The organism is Mesorhizobium sp. M1A.F.Ca.IN.022.06.1.1, from assembly GCF_003952605.1.
In the GTDB taxonomy this organism is placed as follows: domain Bacteria; phylum Pseudomonadota; class Alphaproteobacteria; order Rhizobiales; family Rhizobiaceae; genus Mesorhizobium.
In genome coordinates this window covers 4875305-4895337 of record NZ_CP034455.1, presented here as the reverse complement: position 1 = coordinate 4895337, position 20033 = coordinate 4875305, and the positions used below count along the sequence as shown (strand labels likewise).

Annotated in this window: 16 protein-coding genes, 1 tRNA gene and 1 pseudogene; 11 read left to right on the top strand and 7 right to left on the bottom strand. The window is 64.7% G+C overall.

Features of this window, described 5'->3' with window-relative positions:
• Positions 1–1137, top strand: coding sequence for an alpha-hydroxy acid oxidase (locus EJ078_RS23395; RefSeq protein ID WP_067327342.1), 1137 nt, complete (start codon positions 1–3; stop codon positions 1135–1137).
• 59 nt (positions 1138–1196) lie between these two features.
• The gene (locus EJ078_RS23390; RefSeq protein ID WP_067327338.1) at positions 1197–1973 is read left to right on the top strand and encodes a metallophosphoesterase family protein; all 777 of its coding nucleotides are present in this window, start codon (positions 1197–1199) and stop codon (positions 1971–1973) included.
• A gap of 46 nt (positions 1974–2019) precedes the next feature.
• Here EJ078_RS23390 and EJ078_RS30765 read toward each other — a convergent pair whose 3' ends face one another.
• Together EJ078_RS30765 and EJ078_RS23385 are read right to left on the bottom strand one after the other, a co-directional pair.
• Positions 2020–2151: a hypothetical protein gene (locus tag EJ078_RS30765; protein WP_275955501.1), complete on the bottom strand. Its 132-nt coding sequence runs from the start codon at positions 2149–2151 to the stop codon at positions 2020–2022.
• 288 nt (positions 2152–2439) lie between these two features.
• Positions 2440–3138: a type 1 glutamine amidotransferase gene (locus tag EJ078_RS23385; RefSeq protein ID WP_127403496.1), complete on the bottom strand. Its 699-nt coding sequence runs from the start codon at positions 3136–3138 to the stop codon at positions 2440–2442.
• An 87-nt stretch (positions 3139–3225) separates the two neighbouring features.
• Here EJ078_RS23385 and EJ078_RS23380 point away from each other — a divergent pair, with 87 nt between their 5' ends.
• The 4 genes from EJ078_RS23380 to EJ078_RS23365 all read left to right on the top strand — a co-directional run bounded on the left by EJ078_RS23380 (position 3226) and on the right by EJ078_RS23365 (position 7103).
• On the top strand, positions 3226–3873 hold the full coding sequence (locus tag EJ078_RS23380) for a hypothetical protein (protein ID WP_127323851.1): 648 nt from the start codon (positions 3226–3228) through the stop codon (positions 3871–3873).
• 31 nt (positions 3874–3904) lie between these two features.
• Positions 3905–4639: a 16S rRNA (uracil(1498)-N(3))-methyltransferase gene (locus EJ078_RS23375; protein WP_127217556.1), complete on the top strand. Its 735-nt coding sequence runs from the start codon at positions 3905–3907 to the stop codon at positions 4637–4639.
• Positions 4640–4744: 105 nt separating this feature from the next.
• Positions 4745–6118 carry a glutamate--cysteine ligase gene (locus tag EJ078_RS23370; RefSeq protein WP_127323850.1) on the top strand — a complete coding sequence of 458 codons (1374 nt, stop codon included), beginning with the start codon at positions 4745–4747 and terminating at the stop codon, positions 6116–6118.
• A gap of 100 nt (positions 6119–6218) precedes the next feature.
• Entirely contained in the window at positions 6219–7103 is an 885-nt protein-coding gene (locus EJ078_RS23365; protein ID WP_127216904.1) for a DUF937 domain-containing protein, read from the top strand.
• Between the two features lie 164 nt (positions 7104–7267).
• Here EJ078_RS23365 and EJ078_RS23360 read toward each other — a convergent pair whose 3' ends face one another.
• A complete protein-coding gene (locus tag EJ078_RS23360; RefSeq protein ID WP_067327317.1) occupies positions 7268–7558 on the bottom strand; it encodes a DUF1127 domain-containing protein in 291 nt (96 codons plus the stop codon).
• 236 nt (positions 7559–7794) lie between these two features.
• Here EJ078_RS23360 and EJ078_RS23355 point away from each other — a divergent pair, with 236 nt between their 5' ends.
• Positions 7795–8751 carry a LysR substrate-binding domain-containing protein gene (locus EJ078_RS23355; protein ID WP_127216903.1) on the top strand — a complete coding sequence of 319 codons (957 nt, stop codon included), beginning with the start codon at positions 7795–7797 and terminating at the stop codon, positions 8749–8751.
• A gap of 4 nt (positions 8752–8755) precedes the next feature.
• On the opposite strand, the gene EJ078_RS23350 is transcribed toward EJ078_RS23355, so the two are convergent.
• On the bottom strand, positions 8756–10984 hold the full coding sequence (locus EJ078_RS23350; RefSeq protein ID WP_127216902.1) for an EAL domain-containing protein: 2229 nt from the start codon (positions 10982–10984) through the stop codon (positions 8756–8758).
• Between the two features lie 122 nt (positions 10985–11106).
• Between EJ078_RS23350 and xseA the strand changes: the two genes are divergently transcribed.
• Positions 11107–12672 carry an exodeoxyribonuclease VII large subunit gene (gene xseA / locus EJ078_RS23345; RefSeq protein WP_127403495.1) on the top strand — a complete coding sequence of 522 codons (1566 nt, stop codon included), beginning with the start codon at positions 11107–11109 and terminating at the stop codon, positions 12670–12672.
• A 1-nt stretch (position 12673) separates the two neighbouring features.
• The gene (locus EJ078_RS23340) at positions 12674–13792 is read left to right on the top strand and encodes a P1 family peptidase (RefSeq protein WP_127215118.1); all 1119 of its coding nucleotides are present in this window, start codon (positions 12674–12676) and stop codon (positions 13790–13792) included.
• A gap of 44 nt (positions 13793–13836) precedes the next feature.
• Here the strand turns inward: EJ078_RS23340 and EJ078_RS23335 are convergent, their stop codons facing one another.
• A complete protein-coding gene (locus tag EJ078_RS23335) occupies positions 13837–14091 on the bottom strand; it encodes a DUF768 domain-containing protein (RefSeq protein ID WP_067327302.1) in 255 nt (84 codons plus the stop codon).
• Positions 14092–14574: 483 nt separating this feature from the next.
• Here EJ078_RS23335 and EJ078_RS23330 point away from each other — a divergent pair.
• Positions 14575–14849, top strand: a pseudogene (locus EJ078_RS23330) (ABC transporter ATP-binding protein); the annotation flags it as partial.
• A gap of 111 nt (positions 14850–14960) precedes the next feature.
• On the opposite strand, the gene EJ078_RS23325 reads toward EJ078_RS23330, so the two are convergent.
• Positions 14961–15037: transfer RNA gene (locus EJ078_RS23325), tRNA-His, on the bottom strand.
• Between the two features lie 343 nt (positions 15038–15380).
• Positions 15381–15839, bottom strand: a complete 459-nt coding sequence (locus EJ078_RS23320; protein ID WP_066989279.1) for a phasin — start codon at positions 15837–15839, stop codon at positions 15381–15383.
• 246 nt (positions 15840–16085) lie between these two features.
• On the opposite strand from EJ078_RS23320, the gene EJ078_RS23315 reads away from it, so the two are divergent.
• Positions 16086–19982, top strand: a complete 3897-nt coding sequence (locus EJ078_RS23315; protein WP_208720845.1) for a PAS domain S-box protein — start codon at positions 16086–16088, stop codon at positions 19980–19982.
• Positions 19983–20033 lie beyond the last annotated feature (51 nt).

Below are 20033 nucleotides of genomic sequence, written 5' to 3'. Positions count from 1 at the left end.
ATGAGCGACATCCTCACCATCGCCGACCTCAAGGACATGGCGCGCCGCAAGGTGCCGAAGATGTTCTTCGACTATGCCGATTCCGGCGCCTGGACGGAGAGCACCTACCGCGCCAACGAGGAGGACTTCGGCAAGATAAAATTCCGCCAGCGCGTGCTGGTCGACATGAGCAACCGCTCGCTGGAATCGACCATGATCGGTGAGAAGGTGGCGATGCCGGTGGCGTTGGCACCGACCGGGCTGACCGGCATGCAGCATGCCGACGGCGAGATGCTCGCGGCGCAGGCGGCTGAGGAATTCGGCGTGCCGTTCACGCTCTCGACCATGAGCATCTGTTCGATCGAGGACGTCGCCTCGGTGACCAAGAAGCCGTTCTGGTTCCAACTCTACGTGCTGCGCGACAAGGATTTCGTCGTCAATCTCATCGACCGCGCTAAGGCGGCGAAATGCTCGGCGCTGGTGCTGACGCTTGACCTGCAGATCCTCGGTCAGCGTCACAAGGACGTGCGCAACGGGCTGTCGGCACCGCCCAAGATGACGCTCGCCAACATTATCGATCTCGCCCTCAAGCCGCGCTGGTGCCTGGGGATAGCGGGCACGCCGCGCCGCACCTTCCGCAACATCGTCGGCCACGCCAAGGGTGTCGGCGACGTTTCTTCGCTGTCGTCCTGGACGACGGAGCAGTTCGACCCGCAGCTGTCCTGGAAGGATGTCGCCTGGATCAAGGAGCGCTGGGGCGGCAAGCTGATCCTGAAGGGCATCCTCGACAAGGAGGATGCGTTGATGGCGGCCGAGACGGGAGCCGACGCGATCATCGTGTCCAATCATGGCGGGCGGCAGCTCGACGGCGCCGCCTCCTCGATCTCAGTGCTGGAAGAGATCGCCGACGCTGTCGGCGATCGGATCGAGGTGCATATGGATGGCGGCATTCGCTCGGGTCAGGACGTGCTCAAGGCGCTCTGCCTCGGCGCCAGGGGCACCTATATCGGCCGGCCGTTCCTTTACGGACTCGGCGCGATGGGCAAGGCGGGCGTCACCAAGGCGCTGGAGATCATCCGCAAGGAGATGGACATCACGCTGGCGCTGTGCGGTAAGCGTCTGGTAACCGACATGGGCAAGGACCAGCTGCGGCGCTAGGGGCTTATTCACCGATCCGCCCTAGTTTCCCGTGATGACAGACACGGGAAGACGTCGCCTTGACTGAAGCCGGCATCCACTATCTCGACGCGCGCGGACCGAAAGGCATACGCATCTATGCCATCGGCGACGTGCATGGCCGTCATGACCTGCTCGCCGCCATGCACAGCCGGATAGCAAGCGATCTGGAGTACGGACCAAAGTCCGATTGGCGCATCATCCATCTCGGCGATTATGTCGACCGCGGACCGGACTCGAGGAACGTCATCGAATTCCTAATCGAGGCGCGGAGCCGTGATCCCCGCAACATCATGCTTGCCGGCAACCATGACATCGGCATGCTCGATTTCCTTGCCAAACCCGATCCGGAGGGTCTGTTCATGCGCTATGGCGGCGTCCAGACGGCGGCGTCATACGGGGTGAAGCTCTCGACCGGCAGCAGCTGGTTCGGCAGGTCGGACGAGGCGCTGGCGCACGGACACGCGGCCTTGGTCGAAGCAGTGCCGCAAGCCCATGTCGACTTCCTGCGCTCGCTGTCTTTTTCAGCGTGCTTCGGCGACTTCTTCTTCTGCCATGCCGGCATCCGGCCGGGGGTGCCGCTCGAAAGCCAGAACGAGCAGGACCTGATCTGGATTCGCGACGTCTTCCACAATTACCCGGGGCTGTATCCCAAAGTGATCGTGCACGGGCATACGCCGGTGCCGGACGTCGAGGTGATGGCCAACCGCGTCAATCTCGACACGCTCGCCTGGCAGGCGGGAACGCTCAGCGCACTTGCCGTCGACGGCGCTGAAAAGCGCATTCTGACGGTCGAGGGAATGGCGTTCTGGCCATGACCCCAAATGTGGGATCAGCTTTCCGTTTGTCGGGGAGGATCAGGCTCTAGCGAAGCGCGGCGGTGACGCCGTAGCCGTCGACGGCCTGGTGATTGTTTGCAGCGTCGGCAGAATAAATGCCGAGGCCGCACACGACGATGGCAGACAGCATTACAAAGGACAAAAGCGCTGCTTTCACGGACGTCATCTCTGGTTGAGCTTTCTGCATCTGTGCACGAGGCGGTTACCAATGCGTTGAAACGATAAAATGCGTCTCAATGTTTCGACGATTTCGCGCTTCTAAGCAGATTCTGTATCGCCGGTGTGTCGCTTGGATCACACAACAGGTTCATCGCGGTTGCACGGACGATACAGAGGGCGCCCTCTTAGGCGGGCGGCCGGACACAAACCAAGAATGAAGTGCGTTTTCCCCAGGCGGAACTGCCGCCGCGTGCCAATTATGTCACGCTCCGCGGCGGTGCGACGGTCAGATCGTCGCCACCCAGGCACGCGCGATCGCGAGCCCTGCGGCGTCGGCGTGCGGTCCGTTGCTAGCCATCTCGTAGTCGAGCCTGCCGGTCCAGTCGGGATGGCGCTCGGCGATCAGCGCCGCGAAGGAGGTGCTCCAGTCGCGCACCAGCGGGCGATCCGCCTCGAAATGGAACTGGAAGCCATAGACGGCGCGGCCAATACGAAAAGCCTGGTTCGCCGCGACATCATTGCCCGCAAGCCGCACGGCCTTCTCGGGTAGGTCGAACGTATCGTCGTGCCATTGGAAAATCGGGAACTTTTCCGGCAAGGCGCCGAGAACAGGGTCGTGCTTGGCTTCGCCCGTCAGCGACACCCCGCACCAGCCGAATTCAACCGCACCGCCGATGTGGTTGTCGGCGCCAAAGGCGCGGGCGACGAGCTGGCCGCCGAGGCAGATGCCAAGCACCGATCGGTCCTTGCCGGCGAAATCGCGCGTCAATTCGAGCAAGGCGGGAAAATAGGGATAGTCGTCGTCGGCCAGCGCATTCTGCCCCCCGCCCAGAACCACCATGGCATCGTGACCGTTCGCGTCCCGGGGCAGCGGATCGCCTTGGTAGGGGCGGCGCAAGTCAAGCTCGGCGCCAGCCTCCGCGAGAGCGGCGCCGACTTGGCCGAGGCCGGTATTGTCGTAGTTCTGGACCACCAGCACCCGCATCCGCGAATCCCTGCTGACATGAAAATCACGGTGGGAGCGATATCATGCCGCCTCGGTTTCAGCCAAGCCGCGCGCCGGAGAGAAGCTATGCCACTGCAGAACCGGGTCGATCCGTTCGGCGTCATCCATGCCGTGCCCGAGCGCGGCCTCTTCACCGGCAATCGCGGTATCATCCATGACCCCGAGACTAAAACGCTTCTGAGGAAGCGTTGGGCGCTGCCGGCCTGGATCATCTGCGTCTGCCAATTCCGCGGCGTGCGACGCGAGCCGATGGGCCGCAATCGGCCTGGAGGAAAGGCCGGCTGGACCGAGCTGTTCTTTCTCGACGAGGTGACGGCGCTCGCGGCCGGTCACCGGCCCTGCTTCTACTGCCGGCGCGACCAAGCGAGAGATTTCGTGCGGCGCTTCGGAAAGGTCTTCGGCATTGCCGAACCGCGCGCGCCGATGGTCGACAAGCGGCTGCACAAGGAGCGGCTGGCCTCCGGCGGGCGTCCGCCGACCGTCTCATCGGACGAACTCGCCGGTTTGCCGGATGGAGCAGTCGTGGCCGAGGGTGAGACCGCCTACGCGCTCCGCGCCGGCAAGGCGCTCGAATGGTCCTTCGCAGGCTATGCCGAGCCCGTCTTGTTCAATCGCCTCGCCGGGCGATCGATGCGACTGCTCACGCCTGCCACAAGTGTTTCGGTGCTGAGACATGGTTACGCGCCGGTCTGGCATCCGTCCGCCGATACTTGACGACAACCCGCGCCTCGCCCATTGCTCGGCCATGCGCGCCAACTACAAAATGCAGCGGCTGTTCGTGCCGGACGATCTCGGACCGGGCTTCGAATTCGATGCTGGACAGCAGCAGAGCCACTATCTCGCGCATGTGATGCGGCTCGGCGAAGGCGCGGAGGTCCTGCTCTTCAACGGCCGCGACGGCGAGTGGTCGGCTTCGATCGCCGCCAAGACCAAGAAAGCCGTGCGGCTCAAGGTGCTTACCCTGCAGCGGCCGCAGCCGCCGCTGCCCGATCTCGTCTATTGCTTCGCCCCGCTGAAGCAGGGCCGCCTCGACTATCTGGTGCAGAAAGCGGTCGAAATGGGCGCCGGCATCCTGCAACCGGTCATCACTCAGCACACACAAGTGGCCAAGCCTGGCATTGATCGGCTGCGCGCCAATGTCGTCGAAGCGGCCGAGCAATGCGGCATCCTGGCGGTGCCTGAGGTGCGCGAAGCAGAGAAGCTGGAGCGGCTGCTCGGCGGCTGGGACAAGGAACGGCGGCTGATCTTCTGCGACGAGGATGCCTCGACCAACAACCCACTGCCAGCCTTGCAGAAGGTAAGCGAGAAAAAACTCGCGCTGCTGGTGGGGCCGGAGGGCGGCTTTTCCGATGACGAGCGCAGGATGATGCGGGCGCTGCCCTTCGTCAGCGCCATTCCGCTCGGGCCGCGCATCCTGCGCGCCGACACCGCGGCGGTCGCGGCGCTCGCGGTGATGCAGGCGACGATCGGCGACTGGTGATCAAATCCAGTTGAGGCGTGGCTCAGGATTTTTCGCTTGATCGGCTACTGGCATTTCGTCCATCTAGCGCCCGGCGGCTAGCTGACGGCTGCGGAGGGCTTTCTTATGGCGCGCGACACAACCGATATCCAGCCCATCGAAGGCATCGACGAACTCGTCGGCTATCTGGCGGCGGGCAACAAGCCGCGCGACAAATGGCGGATCGGCACCGAGCACGAGAAGTTTCCCTTCTATGTCGATGGCAACGCGCCGGTGCCCTATGGCGGCGAGCGCGGCATCCGCGCCATCCTGGAAGGCATGCAGGAAAAGCTCGGCTGGGATCCGATCATGGATGCCGGCCGCATCATCGGCCTGGTCGAGCCGACCGGCCAGGGCGCGATCTCGCTGGAGCCGGGCGGGCAGTTCGAGCTCTCCGGCGCGCCGCTGGAGACGATCCACCAGACCTGCCGCGAAGGCAACGCGCATCTGGCGCAGGTGCGCGAGATCGCCGAGCCGCTCGGCATCCGCTTCCTCGGCCTCGGCGGCAGCCCAAAATGGTCGCTTGCCGAAACGCCGAAAATGCCGAAGTCGCGCTACGAGATCATGACCCGCTACATGCCGAAGGTCGGCTCTAAGGGCCTCGACATGATGTATCGCACATGCACGATCCAGGTGAATCTCGACTTCGAAAGCGAATTCGACATGCGCCGCAAGATGCAGGTGTCGCTGAAGCTGCAGCCGCTGTCGACGGCGCTGTTCGCCAATTCGCCCTTCACAGAGAGCCGGCCGAACGGGCTGCAGAGCTGGCGCGGCGACATTTGGCGCGACACCGACAACCAGCGCTCCGGCATGCTCGAACTCTGCTTCGCGCCGGATTTCGGCTTTGCCGACTATGTCGAATGGGCGCTCGACGTGCCGATGTATTTCGTCATCCGCGACGGGCAGTATCACGACATGACGCGCTACACCTTCCGCCAGTTCATGGCAGGCGCCGCGCGTTCGCAAGTGCCCGACGGCCTGCCGACGATGGGCGACTGGGCGAACCACCTCTCCACCCTCTTCCCCGATGTGCGGCTGAAGCGCTTCCTCGAGATGCGCGGCGCCGACGGCGGACCGTGGCGGCGCATCTGCGCGCTGCCGGCTTTCTGGGTCGGCCTGCTCTATGACGAACAGGCGCTGGACGCCGCAGAGACGCTGACCTCGAGCTGGACTTACGAAGAAGCGCTGGCGATGCGCAACGCCGTGCCGGAGCACGGCATTTCGGCGCCGTTCCGCAACGCCACCTTGCGCGAGATTGCCCGCGACGTGCTGGCCATCGCCCGCACGGGCCTGAAGAACCGCGCCAAGAAGAACCGCGACGGCTATGACGAGACGTCGTTCCTCAACACGCTCGACGAGGTCGTGGCGCGCGGCACCACCAGCGCCGAGGAGATGCTTTCGGCATATCACACGCGCTGGGGCGGCTCGATCGAGCCGGTGTTCATGGAATATGCCTACTGACCGTTCGCCAGCCACCTGAGCCGTGGCTCGGCAAAAGCTGCTTCATTCGGTGATGGAAACGCACTAGGCTCCCCTGTGAGGATATTGCGGAGGAGATCTCATGCCTTCCCTGTTCGATATTTTTTTGCAAGCCCAGAACGGCGCCGGCATGCAGGCGCTGGCCCAGCAGTTTGGCCTTTCGATGCAGCAGGCGCAGGCCGCGGTGCAGGCGCTGCTGCCGGCCTTCTCACAGGGGCTTCAGCGCAACACCGCCGATCCCTATGGAATGGGCGCTTTCATGACGGCGATGGCGAGCGGCCAGCACGCCAAGTATTTCGAGGACGCGACCCGGGCCTTCACGCCGCAAGGCATCGATGAAGGCAACGGCATTCTCGGCCATCTGTTCGGCTCGAAGGACCTGTCACGCGCTGTCGCGGCCCAGGCCGCGCAGGCGACCGGCCTTAGCCAGCAGGTGCTGCAGCAGATGCTGCCGGCGATGGCGTCGATGATGATGGGCGGATTGTTCAAGCAGACCAACAGCCAGATGCAGGCCGCCGGCGGCTTCGGTGGCGGCGGCAATCCTTTCGGCGAGATCATCAAGGAGATGATGCGGCAGGCGGGAGGCGGCGCACAGGCCCCGCAGCCGGCGCCAAATCCCTATGGCGACAATCCGCTCGGCAAGGTGCTGCAAGACATGTTCGGCGGCGGCGCCCAACAGCCGCAAAGCCAACCGCAGCAGGCGCCGAACCCTTACGGCGACAATCCGCTGGGCAAGATGTTCGAGGAAATGCTGCGGCAAGGCGGCGGTTTCGGCACGCCAGACGGACAGCAGGCGCCGCAGCAATCCCAGCCGCAGTCGCAAACCAATCCGAGCGGCCGGCCGAGAAATCCATTCGACGACATCTTCGGCAGGATGTTCGAGAGCGGCGCGCAGCAGCGCGAGGAATATCAGAAGGGCATGGAGACGATCTTCGACCAGTTCAAGCGCGGGATGGACCGACGGTAGGGCGCTCAACTCAAAAGAAAAATGCCCGGTCCTCGAGGGGAACCGGGCAATGCGCAGGCAGGCCGGCGGGGAACCGGCAGGGAGTGTGGGAGCCTGCATGAAACTTGGTCGCGCCGAGCCCTCGAAAGGTTCAGCGCGAGGACAAACGCAGCCGGCGAAGCCGCTCAGGCGACCTTTCGGGCAAGATCCTCGATCATATCGGCGCGCTCTTCTGCGATTGCGCGCAGCTTCACCGTCGGATCGCGGCCGAAAGGCACGCTGACGGCGACGTGGAGGTCGGCGCGGGTCAGGCCGATATCCGCAAGCTCGGCATCCGACATCTCGCCAAGGCGATAAAAGGCGCGGCGGTTTTTCCAGGCGCGGAAGGCATCGGCGACCGCATTGAGCACGCGGGTCGCAACGGCCGGACGCGTGGTGATGCGCGGGGTCTCGGAGGCGAATTCGATCGTGGTCATGTCAGTCTCTCCTTCGGATTCGTGCAGACGAAACCATGCAATCGGCGCCTGGGAGGAGCGCCGTTGCGGTCTCGATACAGTTAACGTGACGCATGTCGTTGCCCCCCAACACGGGGGCCACTTTTGGGCGACATGCTGTGCCTTCATGTGGACAATGGCAATTTGCCACGCCGCGATTGATTAATCCAACGAATGTTTCTAATCTTTAGCATCAACACGAATGATGGATTGGACCGATGAAAGCGCCGCTCGATCTCGATCAGTTGCAGACCTTCATCTCGATTGCCGACACCGGCAGCTTCACGCGGGCTGCCGAGGAGGTGCACCGGACACAGTCTGCGGTGTCGATGCAGATGCGCCGTCTTGAGGAGCGGATCGGCAAGCCGCTGTTCGAAAAGGATGGTCGCACCAACAAGCTGACCGAGGAAGGCGACAGGCTGCTTTCCTATGCAAGGCGGCTGATCTACCTCAACCGCGAGACTTTGGCGGCCTTCGACGACCAGCGGCTCGAAGGCACGATACGGATCGGCACGCCGGATGACTATGCGGACCGCTTCCTGCCCGAGATCATGGCGCGCTTCTCGCGCTCCAACCCGCGTGTGGAACTCACCGTCATCTGCGAGCCGACGCCGGGCCTGGTCGAGCACATCAAGCGCGGCAATCTCGACCTCGCGCTGGTGACGCACAACGACACGCGCGGCCAGTCGGAGGTGGTGCGGCGCGAGCCGCTTCTATGGGTCACCTCGGCCAACCACGCCACGCATGAGCAGGAAATCCTGCCGATGGCGTTCGGCCGGCCGAACTGCATCTGGCGGCGCGCGGCGGTCGACGTGCTCGACCGGCAGAACCGCGAATACCGCGTGCTCTTCTCCAGCTTCTCGGCGACCGTGATCACCGCCGCCGTGCTTTCCGGCCTCGCCATCTCGGTGCTGCCGGAATGCGCGCTCAGGCCCGGCATGCGCGTGCTCGGCGAGGCCGACGGGTTCGACGCGCTGCCGGATTGCCGCATCGGCATCATGCGCGGCCAGACCTCGCAGCCGGAGATCGTCGATGCTCTGGCCCGCCATATCGCGGAAAGCCTGGACAATATTTCCGTGCCGGTCAGCGAAGAGACGGGAAGCGTCGACTTCGCGGCACTCGCCTTCGCCAAGATGAAGCGGACCAAGGCAAACCAGATCCTGCCTGGATGGTAGGGGTTCAGGCGCGAGCGGCCGCGGGCTGAATCTCGTCCGGCGAAGCTAGGCCAGAAAGGCCGAGCAGTTGGACCGGCTCAAGCGGCGGCGACAAGAAATAGCCCTGGAGTTGCCGGCAGCCCATTGCGACCAGCAGCATCTTCTGCGCCTCGGTCTCCACGCCCTCGGCGGTGACGTCGACCCCGAGCGCCATGGCAAGATCGATCAGGGCCTTGACGATCGCGGCCGAGTTGCCGTCGCCATCGAGAAGCCGCACGAAGGAGCGGTCTATCTTGAGCTTATCGATGGCGTGGCGACGCAAGTAGCTGAGCGATGAATAGCCGGTCCCGAAATCGTCCAGAACGATGCCGACGCCCAACTGCCGCAAGGTGGTCAGAGCCGCCCTCGAAGCATCGCTGTTGTCCAGAAGCACGCTTTCGGTGATCTCGAACTGCAGCCGCTGCGGCGCCAGCCCGGTGTCGGCAAGGATCGACGCGACCTGTTCGGGAAAGCCGGCGTCGCGCAACTGCAGCGGCGATACGTTAACGGCGAGCCACGGCAGGTCGGTTCGCACGGCGAAGCGGCAGGCCTCCTGCAGCACCCACGCGCCGAGTTGGCCGATCATGCCGCGCTCTTCGGCGATGGCGATGAATTGCGCCGCCGGCAATGCGCCATGCACGTCATGCCCCCAGCGGATCAGCGCCTCCGCGCCGAGGATCGTCTTGCCGTTCGCCGCGAACACCGGCTGGTAGGCGAGCCTGATGCCGGAGCCGCCGTCGAGAGCCTTGCGAAGCTCGGTCTCGACTGTGCGCTTGCGCAAGAGCAGGTCGTCCATGTCGCCGGCGAAGACCTGGTGCCGGCCCCGGCCGTTCTTCTTGGCTTCGTAAAGCGCGATGTCGGCCTTGCGCAGCAGATCGTCGGCATCCGTTTCGCCGCCGTCCGATAGCGCGATGCCGATCGAGGCGCTGACGAAGACCTGATCTTCCATGAGCTTGAACGGTTCCTGCAACTTCTGCAGCAGCCGCTCGGCGATATCCTCGGCGGCACGGATATCGCGGATGTCGACGAGGATCAGCGCGAACTCGTCGCCGCCCAGCCGCGCCACGGTGTCCACCTCGCGAACGGTGTGCTGGAGCCTGGCCGCTGTCTGACGCACAAGCTCATCGCCCGCCGGATGGCCGAGCGTGTCATTGATGTGCTTGAAGCGGTCGAGATCGAGATAAAGCAGCGCCACCCTTCCCATCTCGTGAACCGCCATATCCTGGCTGGCCCTGAGCAGGGCCCGACGCAAGCGGTCCTCGAACAAAGCCCGGTTGGGTAGGCCGGTGAGCGTGTCGTGGAATGCGAGATATTGCGCCTCGTCCTGGCTTGTCTGCAGCGCGGACGAGGCGCGGCGGAGCCTGCGCAGCAGAAACGCCAGAACGCCGGCCGCGACAAGCAGCGCCAAGGCCAGCGCCGGGGCCATCTTGCGCACCAGCGTGAGACCCGGCCGTTCCTGGTCCCAGCCGACATAGCCGAGGATGATACCGCGGGAATCGACCAGCGGCACCGCCGCGGCACCGACCGATTGCGACAGCGGCACGAGACGCGCGCCGTCGAGCAGGTATTTTTTGGCGATCTTGCCGATGACCGCGTCGTTGATGAACTCCACCGAAACATGCAGATATTCGGTGCCGGGCGCCTGCGTGACCCGGTCCGTACTCGGCACCAGCGCCATGACGCTCAGGATCGCCGGTTTTCCCTGGAGCGACACAAGGTCCTCCGCGACCATCTTGGCCGGCTGGCCGGAAGCGTCCGCCTTCTGTGGCTCAGCCAGCATGCGGCGCAGCTTCTCGATGGATGGCTGCAAGGCAGGCTCGTCATCGCCATAGGCGGACGCATCGACCACCTTACCTTCCTGCATGGCATGGACCGGACGATTGGCGGCATCGAGAATGTAGACCCGGTTGTGACCGTAATAGGTATACATCCAGACGCTGAGGTTCTCCTCGATCCAGGTCCAATTGCCGGCCCTGACATTGGCGACCGCGTCGTCCCAGACCGCAACGCTTTCCTGCTCACGCTGAACAGACGCAATCTGGTCCTTCAAACCCTCGTCGATGAATATCTTCTGCCGTTCGAGCGAGGCGTTGTCAGCCTGAGCCGCCGCGTAGATGCCGAAGCCGACGACCATGGCCAGCGCGAAGACGGCCAACGTCAGCACGGTCAGCGTCACCTGATGCGTCAAAGGTCTGGTGTTGGCGGTTGCGCTCATGTGTTTCCGGCTGGCTCTTGCTACCGCCAGTCAAAGCAAATCGGGCTTAAGATCGCGTTATAATATTAGCGAGATTTCAGCTCTGCCTTGACGCCGCCCGATAAGCGTTCCCCAATCAGAGCATGAGCGAAGCAGCAACCGAATCACGCAGCAATGCCACCGAATATACGGTGAGCGAGATTTCCGGCGCGTTGAAGCGCACGGTCGAGGATGCTTTCGGCAATGTGCGGGTGCGCGGCGAGATTTCCGGCTACCGCGGCCCGCATTCCTCCGGACACGCCTATTTCGCGCTGAAGGACGACCGTGCGCGGATCGAGGCCGTGGTCTGGAAGACCACGATGGCGCGGCTGAAATTCCGCCCCGAGGAAGGGATGGAAGTGATCGCCAGCGGCAGGCTGACGACCTATCCCGGAAAATCCAACTACCAGATCGTCATCGACAATCTGGAGCCGGCCGGCGCCGGCGCGCTGATGGCGCTGCTGGAAGACCGCAAGCGGCGGCTGCAGGCCGAAGGCCTGTTCGATGCCGGCCGCAAGCGGCGGCTGCCATTCATGCCGCGCGTCATCGGCGTCATCACCTCGCCCACGGGCTCGGTGATCCGCGACATCATCCATCGCATCAAGGACCGTTTTCCGCTCACTGTGCTGGTGTGGCCGGTCCGGGTCCAGGGCGACACGACCGCAAAGGAAGTGACCGCAGCCGTCAACGGCTTCAACGCACTGACCTGGGACGGCGCAATCCGCCAGCCCGATCTCCTGATCGTGGCGCGCGGCGGCGGCAGCCTCGAGGACCTTTGGGGTTTCAACGACGAAGGGCTGGCGCGCGCCGTCGCCGCCTCGCGCATCCCGATCATCTCGGCCGTCGGACACGAGACCGATTGGACGTTGGTCGACTTCGTCGCCGACATGCGGGCGCCGACGCCGACGGGCGCCGCCGAGATGGCAGTGCCGGTCAAGGCGGAGCTCGAAGCGACACTGGCAAATCTCGGCGCGCGGCTTAGTGCCTGCACCTCGCGGCACCTGGATCGCAAGCGCCAGGCGGTGCGCGCCGCGGCGCGGGCGCTCCCCTCGCCCGACCAGCTGCTGGCGTTGCCGCGCAGGCGCTTCGACGAGGCGACGAGCCGGCTCGGCCGCGGGCTGACGGTGAGCATCGAACGCAAGCGCGCAAGGCTGGAGCGGCAGCGGCTGACGCCGGCCACCTTGTCGCGTCGCCTCAATGAGACGCGCAGGCTGACAGGCCGCGACATCGCCCGCGCGCGGGCCGCGTTCTTCGCAATCGTGCGGCAAAGCCGGGCGCGCTTTCAGCGCAACTCGGCAAGGCTGTCGCCGGCGCCGGTCGTCAGGCGCCAGAAGCTGCAGGCCGACACGCTGGCCGGACTGACCCGCCGCCAGGAGCAGGCGATGGCGCGGCGGCTTGACCGCCTGCGTGCCGCTCTTACCCAGGCCGACCGGCTGCTCACCACGCTGTCGCACAAGGCCGTGCTGGCGCGCGGCTTCGCGCTGGTCAAGGACGCCGATGGGACCGTCGTCAAGCGCGTCGCGGAGCTGGCGCCGGGTGCGGCGCTGCAGCTGGAGTTCGCCGACGGCAATGCAGAGGCCATCGCCACCAGCGGCGGCGCGCGGCCGAAGTTGGCCGCCAAGCCCTCGGGCAAGGCCAAGGAGCCGGGCAACCAGGGCTCGTTGTTCTGAAATGAGCAGGAGCGACCCGCATCTGCGCACGCCGTCGGGCAAGCCGCGCCTGCGCTCGTTCAACATCGCACTGGACGGCACGCCCGGCCGCTTCAACGCCATCACCGACGTGCCGGGCGTCGCGGTCGGCTATACGACGCTGATTGCCGGCGGGGGCCCGCTGCAAGTCGGGATAGGACCGGTGCGCACCGGCGTGACTGCGATCCTGCCGAGACCTGTCGGCGAACTGGCGACGCCGGTGTTTGCCGGCGTGTTCAGCCAGAACGGCAATGGCGAGCTGACCGGCACGCATATCATCGAGGAGACCGGCGCCTTCAACCTGCCGGTTACCATCACCAACACCCATTCCTGCGGCCTTATCCGCGACGGAACGCTGCGTTGGATGAGCCGGGTGCTGCCGGCGGCGCTCGACAGCGCCTGGGGCCTGCCGGTGGCGGCGGAGACCTATGACGGCTTCCTCAACGACATCAACGGCCACCATGTGAGCTTCGAGCATGTCGCCTCGGCGCTCGACGGCGCGACGGACGGCGCGATCGAGGAAGGAAGCGTCGGCGGCGGCACCGGCATGATCTCGTTCGGCTTCAAGGCCGGGTCAGGCACCGCCTCGCGCATCGTCGAATGGCAAGACAGAAATTACACGCTCGGCGTGTTCGTGCAGGCGAATTTCGGCAAGCGGCGCAACTTCACCATTCGCGGCCGGCACGTCGGGCCGGAACTCACCGAGCCGGCGATCCGCGAAGGCACGCCGCGCGCCGAAAAGGGCTCGATCATCGCCGTCGTCGCTACGGATGCGCCATTCCTGCCGCACCAGATGAAGCGCCTCGCCAGGCGCGTGCCGCTCGGCATCGCCCTGGCCGGCGGCTACGGCTACCACAGCTCGGGCGATATCTTTCTTGCCTTTTCGACCGCCAATCGCGAGGCCGCGCTGGCGGCTTCAGGCCGCGTCGCCCGCGCGGAGTTCATTCCCGATGTCGATATCGACCCGTTCTTCGATGCTGTGGTGCAAGGGGTGGAGGAGGCGATCCTCAACGCGCTCGTCGCCAATGAGGACATGACCGGGCGCGACGGCAATTTCGTGCCGGCGCTGCCAAAGGCGTGGCTGAAGGACAATTTCGGCTAAGCCGGACGCCCGGCTGAGGTCAGACAAACCGCGCGCACGGTATCTTATTCGGACGGCTTGTCCGACGTCGTCTGTTGCTCGCTCTCCTCGGCGACTTCCTCAAGGCGCGAAGCGATCAGTTCCTGGATGTCGCCGACCTCTTCCTGGATGTCTTCCAGAAGGATGCCTTCCTCGGCGGCCTTGGCGCAGCACTCCTTGGCGAGAGTTTCGGCCTGCTCGTCGATCTTCACCGGCGAATGCTGGCATTGGACCTTTTCGCCAATCCATCCGCGCAAGAACTCGATCGCATGTTCACTCATACTGCTTTTCCCTAGCGGCAATGCCGGTTGGTAGTCATGAACGCTCGCGTCCCGCCACGGGACGCAGGCCCATTCGAGCCGAGTCGGCCCCTGCCGGCAAGACGTCTTGCCAATGGGACAAGATGCCTTGCCCATGGGACAAGATGTCTTGCCCAGGGTCCGCGGAGCCGAAGGACTGGAAAGGTTCGAGGGACACGTTCAGATTGTTGAGGATGATGCTTAGGCCAGGACCGTCAAAGATCCGCTCTGTTGTTTTTACTTGCTTTCTTCCGGTTTTTCAGACCGATTTCCGTCACAACACCAGGCATTTACGGCGATGTCGCAGGCGCAGCCAAGGTGCGAGAAACCGAAAGCCGCCGCTATATAGTGATATCCCCATACAATGTCGACTCTGATCGTCGTGCCTGCTTCTTTCCGCCGCGTCAGGCAGGTGGCGGACAGCCTTCGGGGAAAGGTCTCGGCACCCCTGCTGCGCATCTGGGCATGACGCTGCGCCATACTTGGCAGGTGGCGATCACCATCGTCTCGCCGTTCGTTGCCGCGACGCTGCAGCTTCTGATTCCACATTTGCTGCGGCGCGCCATAGACCAAGCGCAGGGCGTGATGGTTGCGGGCGGCGGGACGGCTGCCGAACAGGCGCTTCGGAATACGGCCCTGACACTGCTTGCAGTCAGTGTCGTGCAGGTCTTTTCACGATGGCGCAGAACGAGGCCGTCGGCCATCAGACCGGCTATGAGAGGCGCCTGGCCTTCTGCGAGGTGCGCGGGCTGCTCAGCCTGAGCTGCCCTTCGTCGCCCGGCGATGCTTCGTCACCCAATAGAGGATTGGGACGCGGCGGCCGGAAAAGCGACGTGACCGCCAGGAATCGATGGTACCGTTGGCTGGGCTCGAACCAGCGACCCCCAGATCCACAATCTGGTGCTCTAACCAACTGAGCTACAACGGCACATCCGCCTGAGCGCAATCCGAGGAGAAAATCATTCCCCGTGTCCGCTCCGTCGTCGGCGATGCGTCCAATACGGATTATCGGAGTCTAATTCAAGGCCTTTGATGAGGCAAAGATCCGATGAACGAACCCGCGCAGTCCTGATTGGGCAAAAGAAAAGGCCGGCGGGAGGAGGTGCCGGCCTTTTCCTGTTACGAGCCAGCGGGAGGAGGAGCTGGCTGGTCACCCCGGAGAGCAAAGGGAGGAGGTTTCACACTCCGGGTATTCATCTCATCAATTCATCGCACATCTATTTGTCTGACGAAATGCGACGTTTTGATGCATCGTTGAGTTGCGCCTGAAATCAGGCCGCCTTGATGTCCTTGAACGCCTTCTCGAAAGCGGTCTTCACCGGCTTCGAGACGTCCTCGACAGCCTTGGAGGCGACGGCCTGAAAGTCCTTGGCCTGCTCGACGGCCATCTCGGCGCGCTTGCGCAGGAAGGCAGTCTGCAGTTCGACGACTTCCGACAGCGTCTTGGCGCCGACCAGGGCTTCAAGGTGCGAGAAGCTGGCCTCGGCATTGGCGCGAAGGATGGCGATGGTCTTCAGCGAGACATCGCCGGAAACGGTCTTGGCGGTCTCGTAGGTCGACTCCAGAACCTTCTGGGTCTCCTCGGCGCCGTTCTTCAGTTTGGTATAGGCCTCTTTCGACTGCTCGACGCCCTTCTCGGCGAAGGCGCGGATCTGGTCGGTGGCCTTGGAAGCGTCAAAGCTTGGGAATTCAACGTTCTCGATGGTCTCGGTCTTGGCAGTCTTGGACATTTTCCAACCTTTCAAGGGCAGCGGCTTTGACGGAAAGCCGTCTCGTTCATGTATGATGGCAATATAAAGGCAAGTTTTGTGCATTGCAATATCTTTGTTGCACTGCACCATAAAAAATCGCCCCGCCATTAACCAAGAGCCCAGAGATTTCGGCCGATACACGGCATGGCTTGTGGACCTTGGTCCCGTACGCTTTTATTAACAAAGCGTTAACTCAAAAAGCCCGCCTGGAAGGTCTGCCAGCGCATGCCGCCTGAAAACTACTCCTTCCTCGACGTCGCCGTGCTCGACGCGGTGCGCCAGCGCTTCGCCGCCGGCGACGCGCTTGCCATACTGTCGGCCGATCTCGAGCAGGTGATCTGGGCCAACGGGCCAGGTGCCGCGGTATTCGGCTATCCGGAAATCGAAGCAATCATCGGCGCTTCCGCGCGGCTGCCGCTAATTGCCAGGCGGCAGATCATGGCGACCAGCGGCTTTCCGGATATCGGCAGCGACCGCGCCGTCACCGTGCGGCTGGCGACCGGCATGGTCAGCCGCGCCGTCGGCTTGCTCGCCAGCGCGGTAACGATGCCGGACGGCGAAAAGGCGATCATGCTGGCGATGCCCGCGGCGCAGACCGGCTCGCGCGGCGCCGCCGAAATAGCCAGCCGCGCCATTGGCGGCTTCACCGAGGCCGGACATTTCATCGCCTTCGTCGACGCCCAAGGCCATGTCGAGGCGGCTTCGGAGGGATTTGCCGCGCTCGGCATCAGGCCGGAGACGCTCGCTGCCCTGGTCGCGGACGTGGCAAGCGTTGGAGACCGCATCGTCAAGCGGCTTGTTCCCGGCGCAAGCACCTCCTACCCGGCCGGCTTTGCGCGCTTGACCGACGCGCGCCATCTCCTGGTGGTGATCGACGAAGACCAGCTCGACGGCGAGCGGAACGACCAGCCCGACGCCGGTAAGTCGGCAGCGCCGGAAAGCGCGCCCGCCGTCTCCGAAGACAAAAACACCACAGTCAGCGCCGAGCCGAGCCGAGAGAACAATACCCAGTCTCCGGCCGCGGCAAAGGGCGAAAAGGCAGACGCGGTCCCGGCAGCGGCCACGGATGACGCCCGGCCAACGCAAGGGACCGCGGCCACGGCCGACCGCGCGCCGGATGCTGCGCTGGTAGGCGGTGCCGGCCCGGCGCAGCATGACCATTGGTATTTCAATGCCGGCGGCGACGACGTGAAGGGGCCGGAGAGGCCGCCACAGATCGGACCGGCGGAGATCGCGGCCGGAAGCCGGCAGCACACCGCCGGAACGGCGGCGGCCGAGCCGAGCGCGGCGCGCAAAATCGACCGTTCGGCGCCGCCGCTGCGTTTCGTCTGGCGGACCGACGCCGAAGGTAAGTTCAGCGCGCTGTCGCCGGAATTTGCCGATATCGTCGGCAAACCCGCCGCCGATGTGATCGGTCGCCGCTTCAGGGATGTCGCGACGACTTTCGGCCTCGACGCATCGGGCGAGATCGCCACTCTGCTCGAGCGGCGCGATACCTGGTCGGGACGTTCGGTGCTGTGGCCGGTGGCGGGCACGGACCTGAAGATCCCCGTCGATCTTGCGGCGCTGCCGGTCTATGGCCGCAGCCGCGCCTTCGAAGGCTTCCGCGGCTTCGGCGTCGCGCGCAGCGCCGACGCCGTTGTCGACCCGGAAGCGCTCGGCATGGCGCTGGTGCCCAATGGCGCCGCTCCGACAGAACCCGAACCTGCCGCCGGGCAACCCGCGGCCGAGCCGGCGAAACCTGCCGACCCGTTCCTGGGCGAAGTGCCGGCGCTGACCATCGTGCCCAAGCCGGAGCGCCGCTATGCCGACAAGGTGATCCGGCTGGCCGAGCACAGGCAGCCGGCCAACGACAAGCAGCCGGGAAATGACAGGCCGGCGAGTGAGAAAGGGCTGTCGATCCTCGAGCGCAGCGCCTTTCGCGAGATCGGCGAGCGGCTGCGGAAGGAAAGTTCGGGACCGGCCGAGCCGCCAAGCGGCGCAACCGCGGGTGCTCAAAAGCAATCAGATGCGGCTGCAACCGCCGACAAGGCTGCTCCCACGGCCGAACAACCGTTGGCCGGTGAGAGGAAGACCGACCACTCCGATCTGAACGCGACTGACGCGACCTCGCCTGAGCCGGCCATACCGGAAGGCAACGAGGCCATTGGTACGGCCGAAGCGGAGACCGAGGCGGAAGATCAGAAGGATCTGGCTCGGCTCGATGGCCTCGATGTTCCCGAGGCAGCCGCTGGGAAAGACGAAACGCCCGCCGCCTCCGGGTCGCTGCTCAACTATGCCGGGCGCGAGAAAGCCGCCGATGAAGCGGAGGAAGCGGGTCCCGACAGGCGCCAAACCGCAGCGGCGGACAGGGCAGCCGAACCGACGGCCGAGCGGCCAGGAGCCGAAGCCCCTGCCCCTGAGGCAGGCGCTAGCGACGACGACGGCATGACCGCCGACGATATTCGCGACGCGGAAGACAGCGAGGACTGGGTCGGTTCCGACCGGGATGGCGCCCTGCCCGCGGCTGAACAGCCTCGCGAAGCGAAAGCGCCGCCACCGAAAAGGCCGCGCCTCACGGTGCCGCCGCTCAAGCTCGAGGGCTTCGTGCCCTCGGCTTTCTCCACCGGGGAAGACGGCAGGGCTCCCGATACGTCCATCCTCGCCAGGCTGCCTGTGCCGCTGCTCATCCATTCCGGCGACGTGCTGCATTATGCCAATGAGGCGTTCCTCGAGCTCACCGGCTACGACGCGCTGGAAGACCTTGCCGATGCCGGCGGGCTCGGCGCGCTGTTCGCCGACCATTACGCCGATGATGGCGAGACCGACGAAAGCGACCGTTCGCTGAAGCTCACAACCCGCCAGAGCCAGGAATTCCCGATCGATGCGCTCCTGCGCTCGGTGCCGTGGCGCGGCGGTAAGGCGCTGATGCTGGTGGTGCGCCGCTCGGGCGAGGACGAGGCGCCCTCCGCCCATCTCAGCGCGGCCAATGACGAGCCGAACCAGCAGCCGGACGTGTCCGAACTGAAGTCGCGCATCGCCGAAATGCGCACCATCATCGACACCGCCACCGACGGCGTGGTGCTGATCGGCCGCGACGGCAACATCCGCTCGATCAGCCGCCCGGCTGAAGCCCTGTTCGGCTTCGACAGCGACGAGATCGCCGGCAAGCCCTTTGCCTCGCTGTTCGCCATCGAGAGCCAGCGCGCAGCGCGCGACTATCTCGTCGGCCTTTCCGAACCTGGCGTGGCGAGCTTGCTGAACGACGGGCGCGAGGTGATCGGCCGCGAGGCGCAAGGGCGCTTCATCCCGCTGTTCATGACCATCGGCAGGCTGCCCAACGACAGCGGCTTCTGCGCCGTCGTGCGCGATATCACGCAGTGGAAGCGGGCCGAGGAAGACCTCACCCAGGCGCGCGCCGTGGCCGAGCGCGCCTCCTCGCAGAAGACGGATTTCCTCGCCCGCATCAGCCATGAGATCCGCACGCCGCTCAACGCCATCATCGGCTTTTCCGAACTGATGGTGGACGAGAAGTTCGGACCGGTGGCCAACGACCGCTACCGCGACTATCTGCGCGACATCAACCGTTCAGGCAACCATGTGCTCGACCTCGTCAACGACCTGCTCGACATCTCCAAAATCGAGGCCGGCCAGCAGGAGATGGCCTATGAGGCGGTGTCGCTCAACGACACGCTGGCCGAAACGGTGGCGATGATGCAGCCGCAGGCCAACCGCGAGCGCGTCATCATCCGCTCGAGCTTCGCCTCGCGGCTGCCGGAAGTGGTGGCGGATTTGAGGAGTGTGCGCCAGATTGCGTTAAACATACTGTCGAACGCCATCCGCTATACCCAGGCCGGCGGCCAGGTGATCGTGTCCACCGCCTACGAGACCTCCGGCGACGTTGTCATGCGCGTGCGCGATACCGGCATCGGCATGACGCCGGCCGAGATCGAGCAGGCACTGAAGCCGTTCAAGCAGATCAATGCGCTCAAACGCGGCCGCGGCGACGGCACCGGCCTTGGGCTGCCTCTGACCAAGGCGATGGTGGAGGCCAACCGTGCCCGCTTCACTATCACCTCGACACCTGGCGAAGGCACGCTGGTCGAAGTCGTCTTCCCATCGACGCGCGTGCTGGCCGAATAAGATCCGCAAGACAAGCTTTCGGCCAAAGAAAAAGGCGTCCTGGAGGACGCC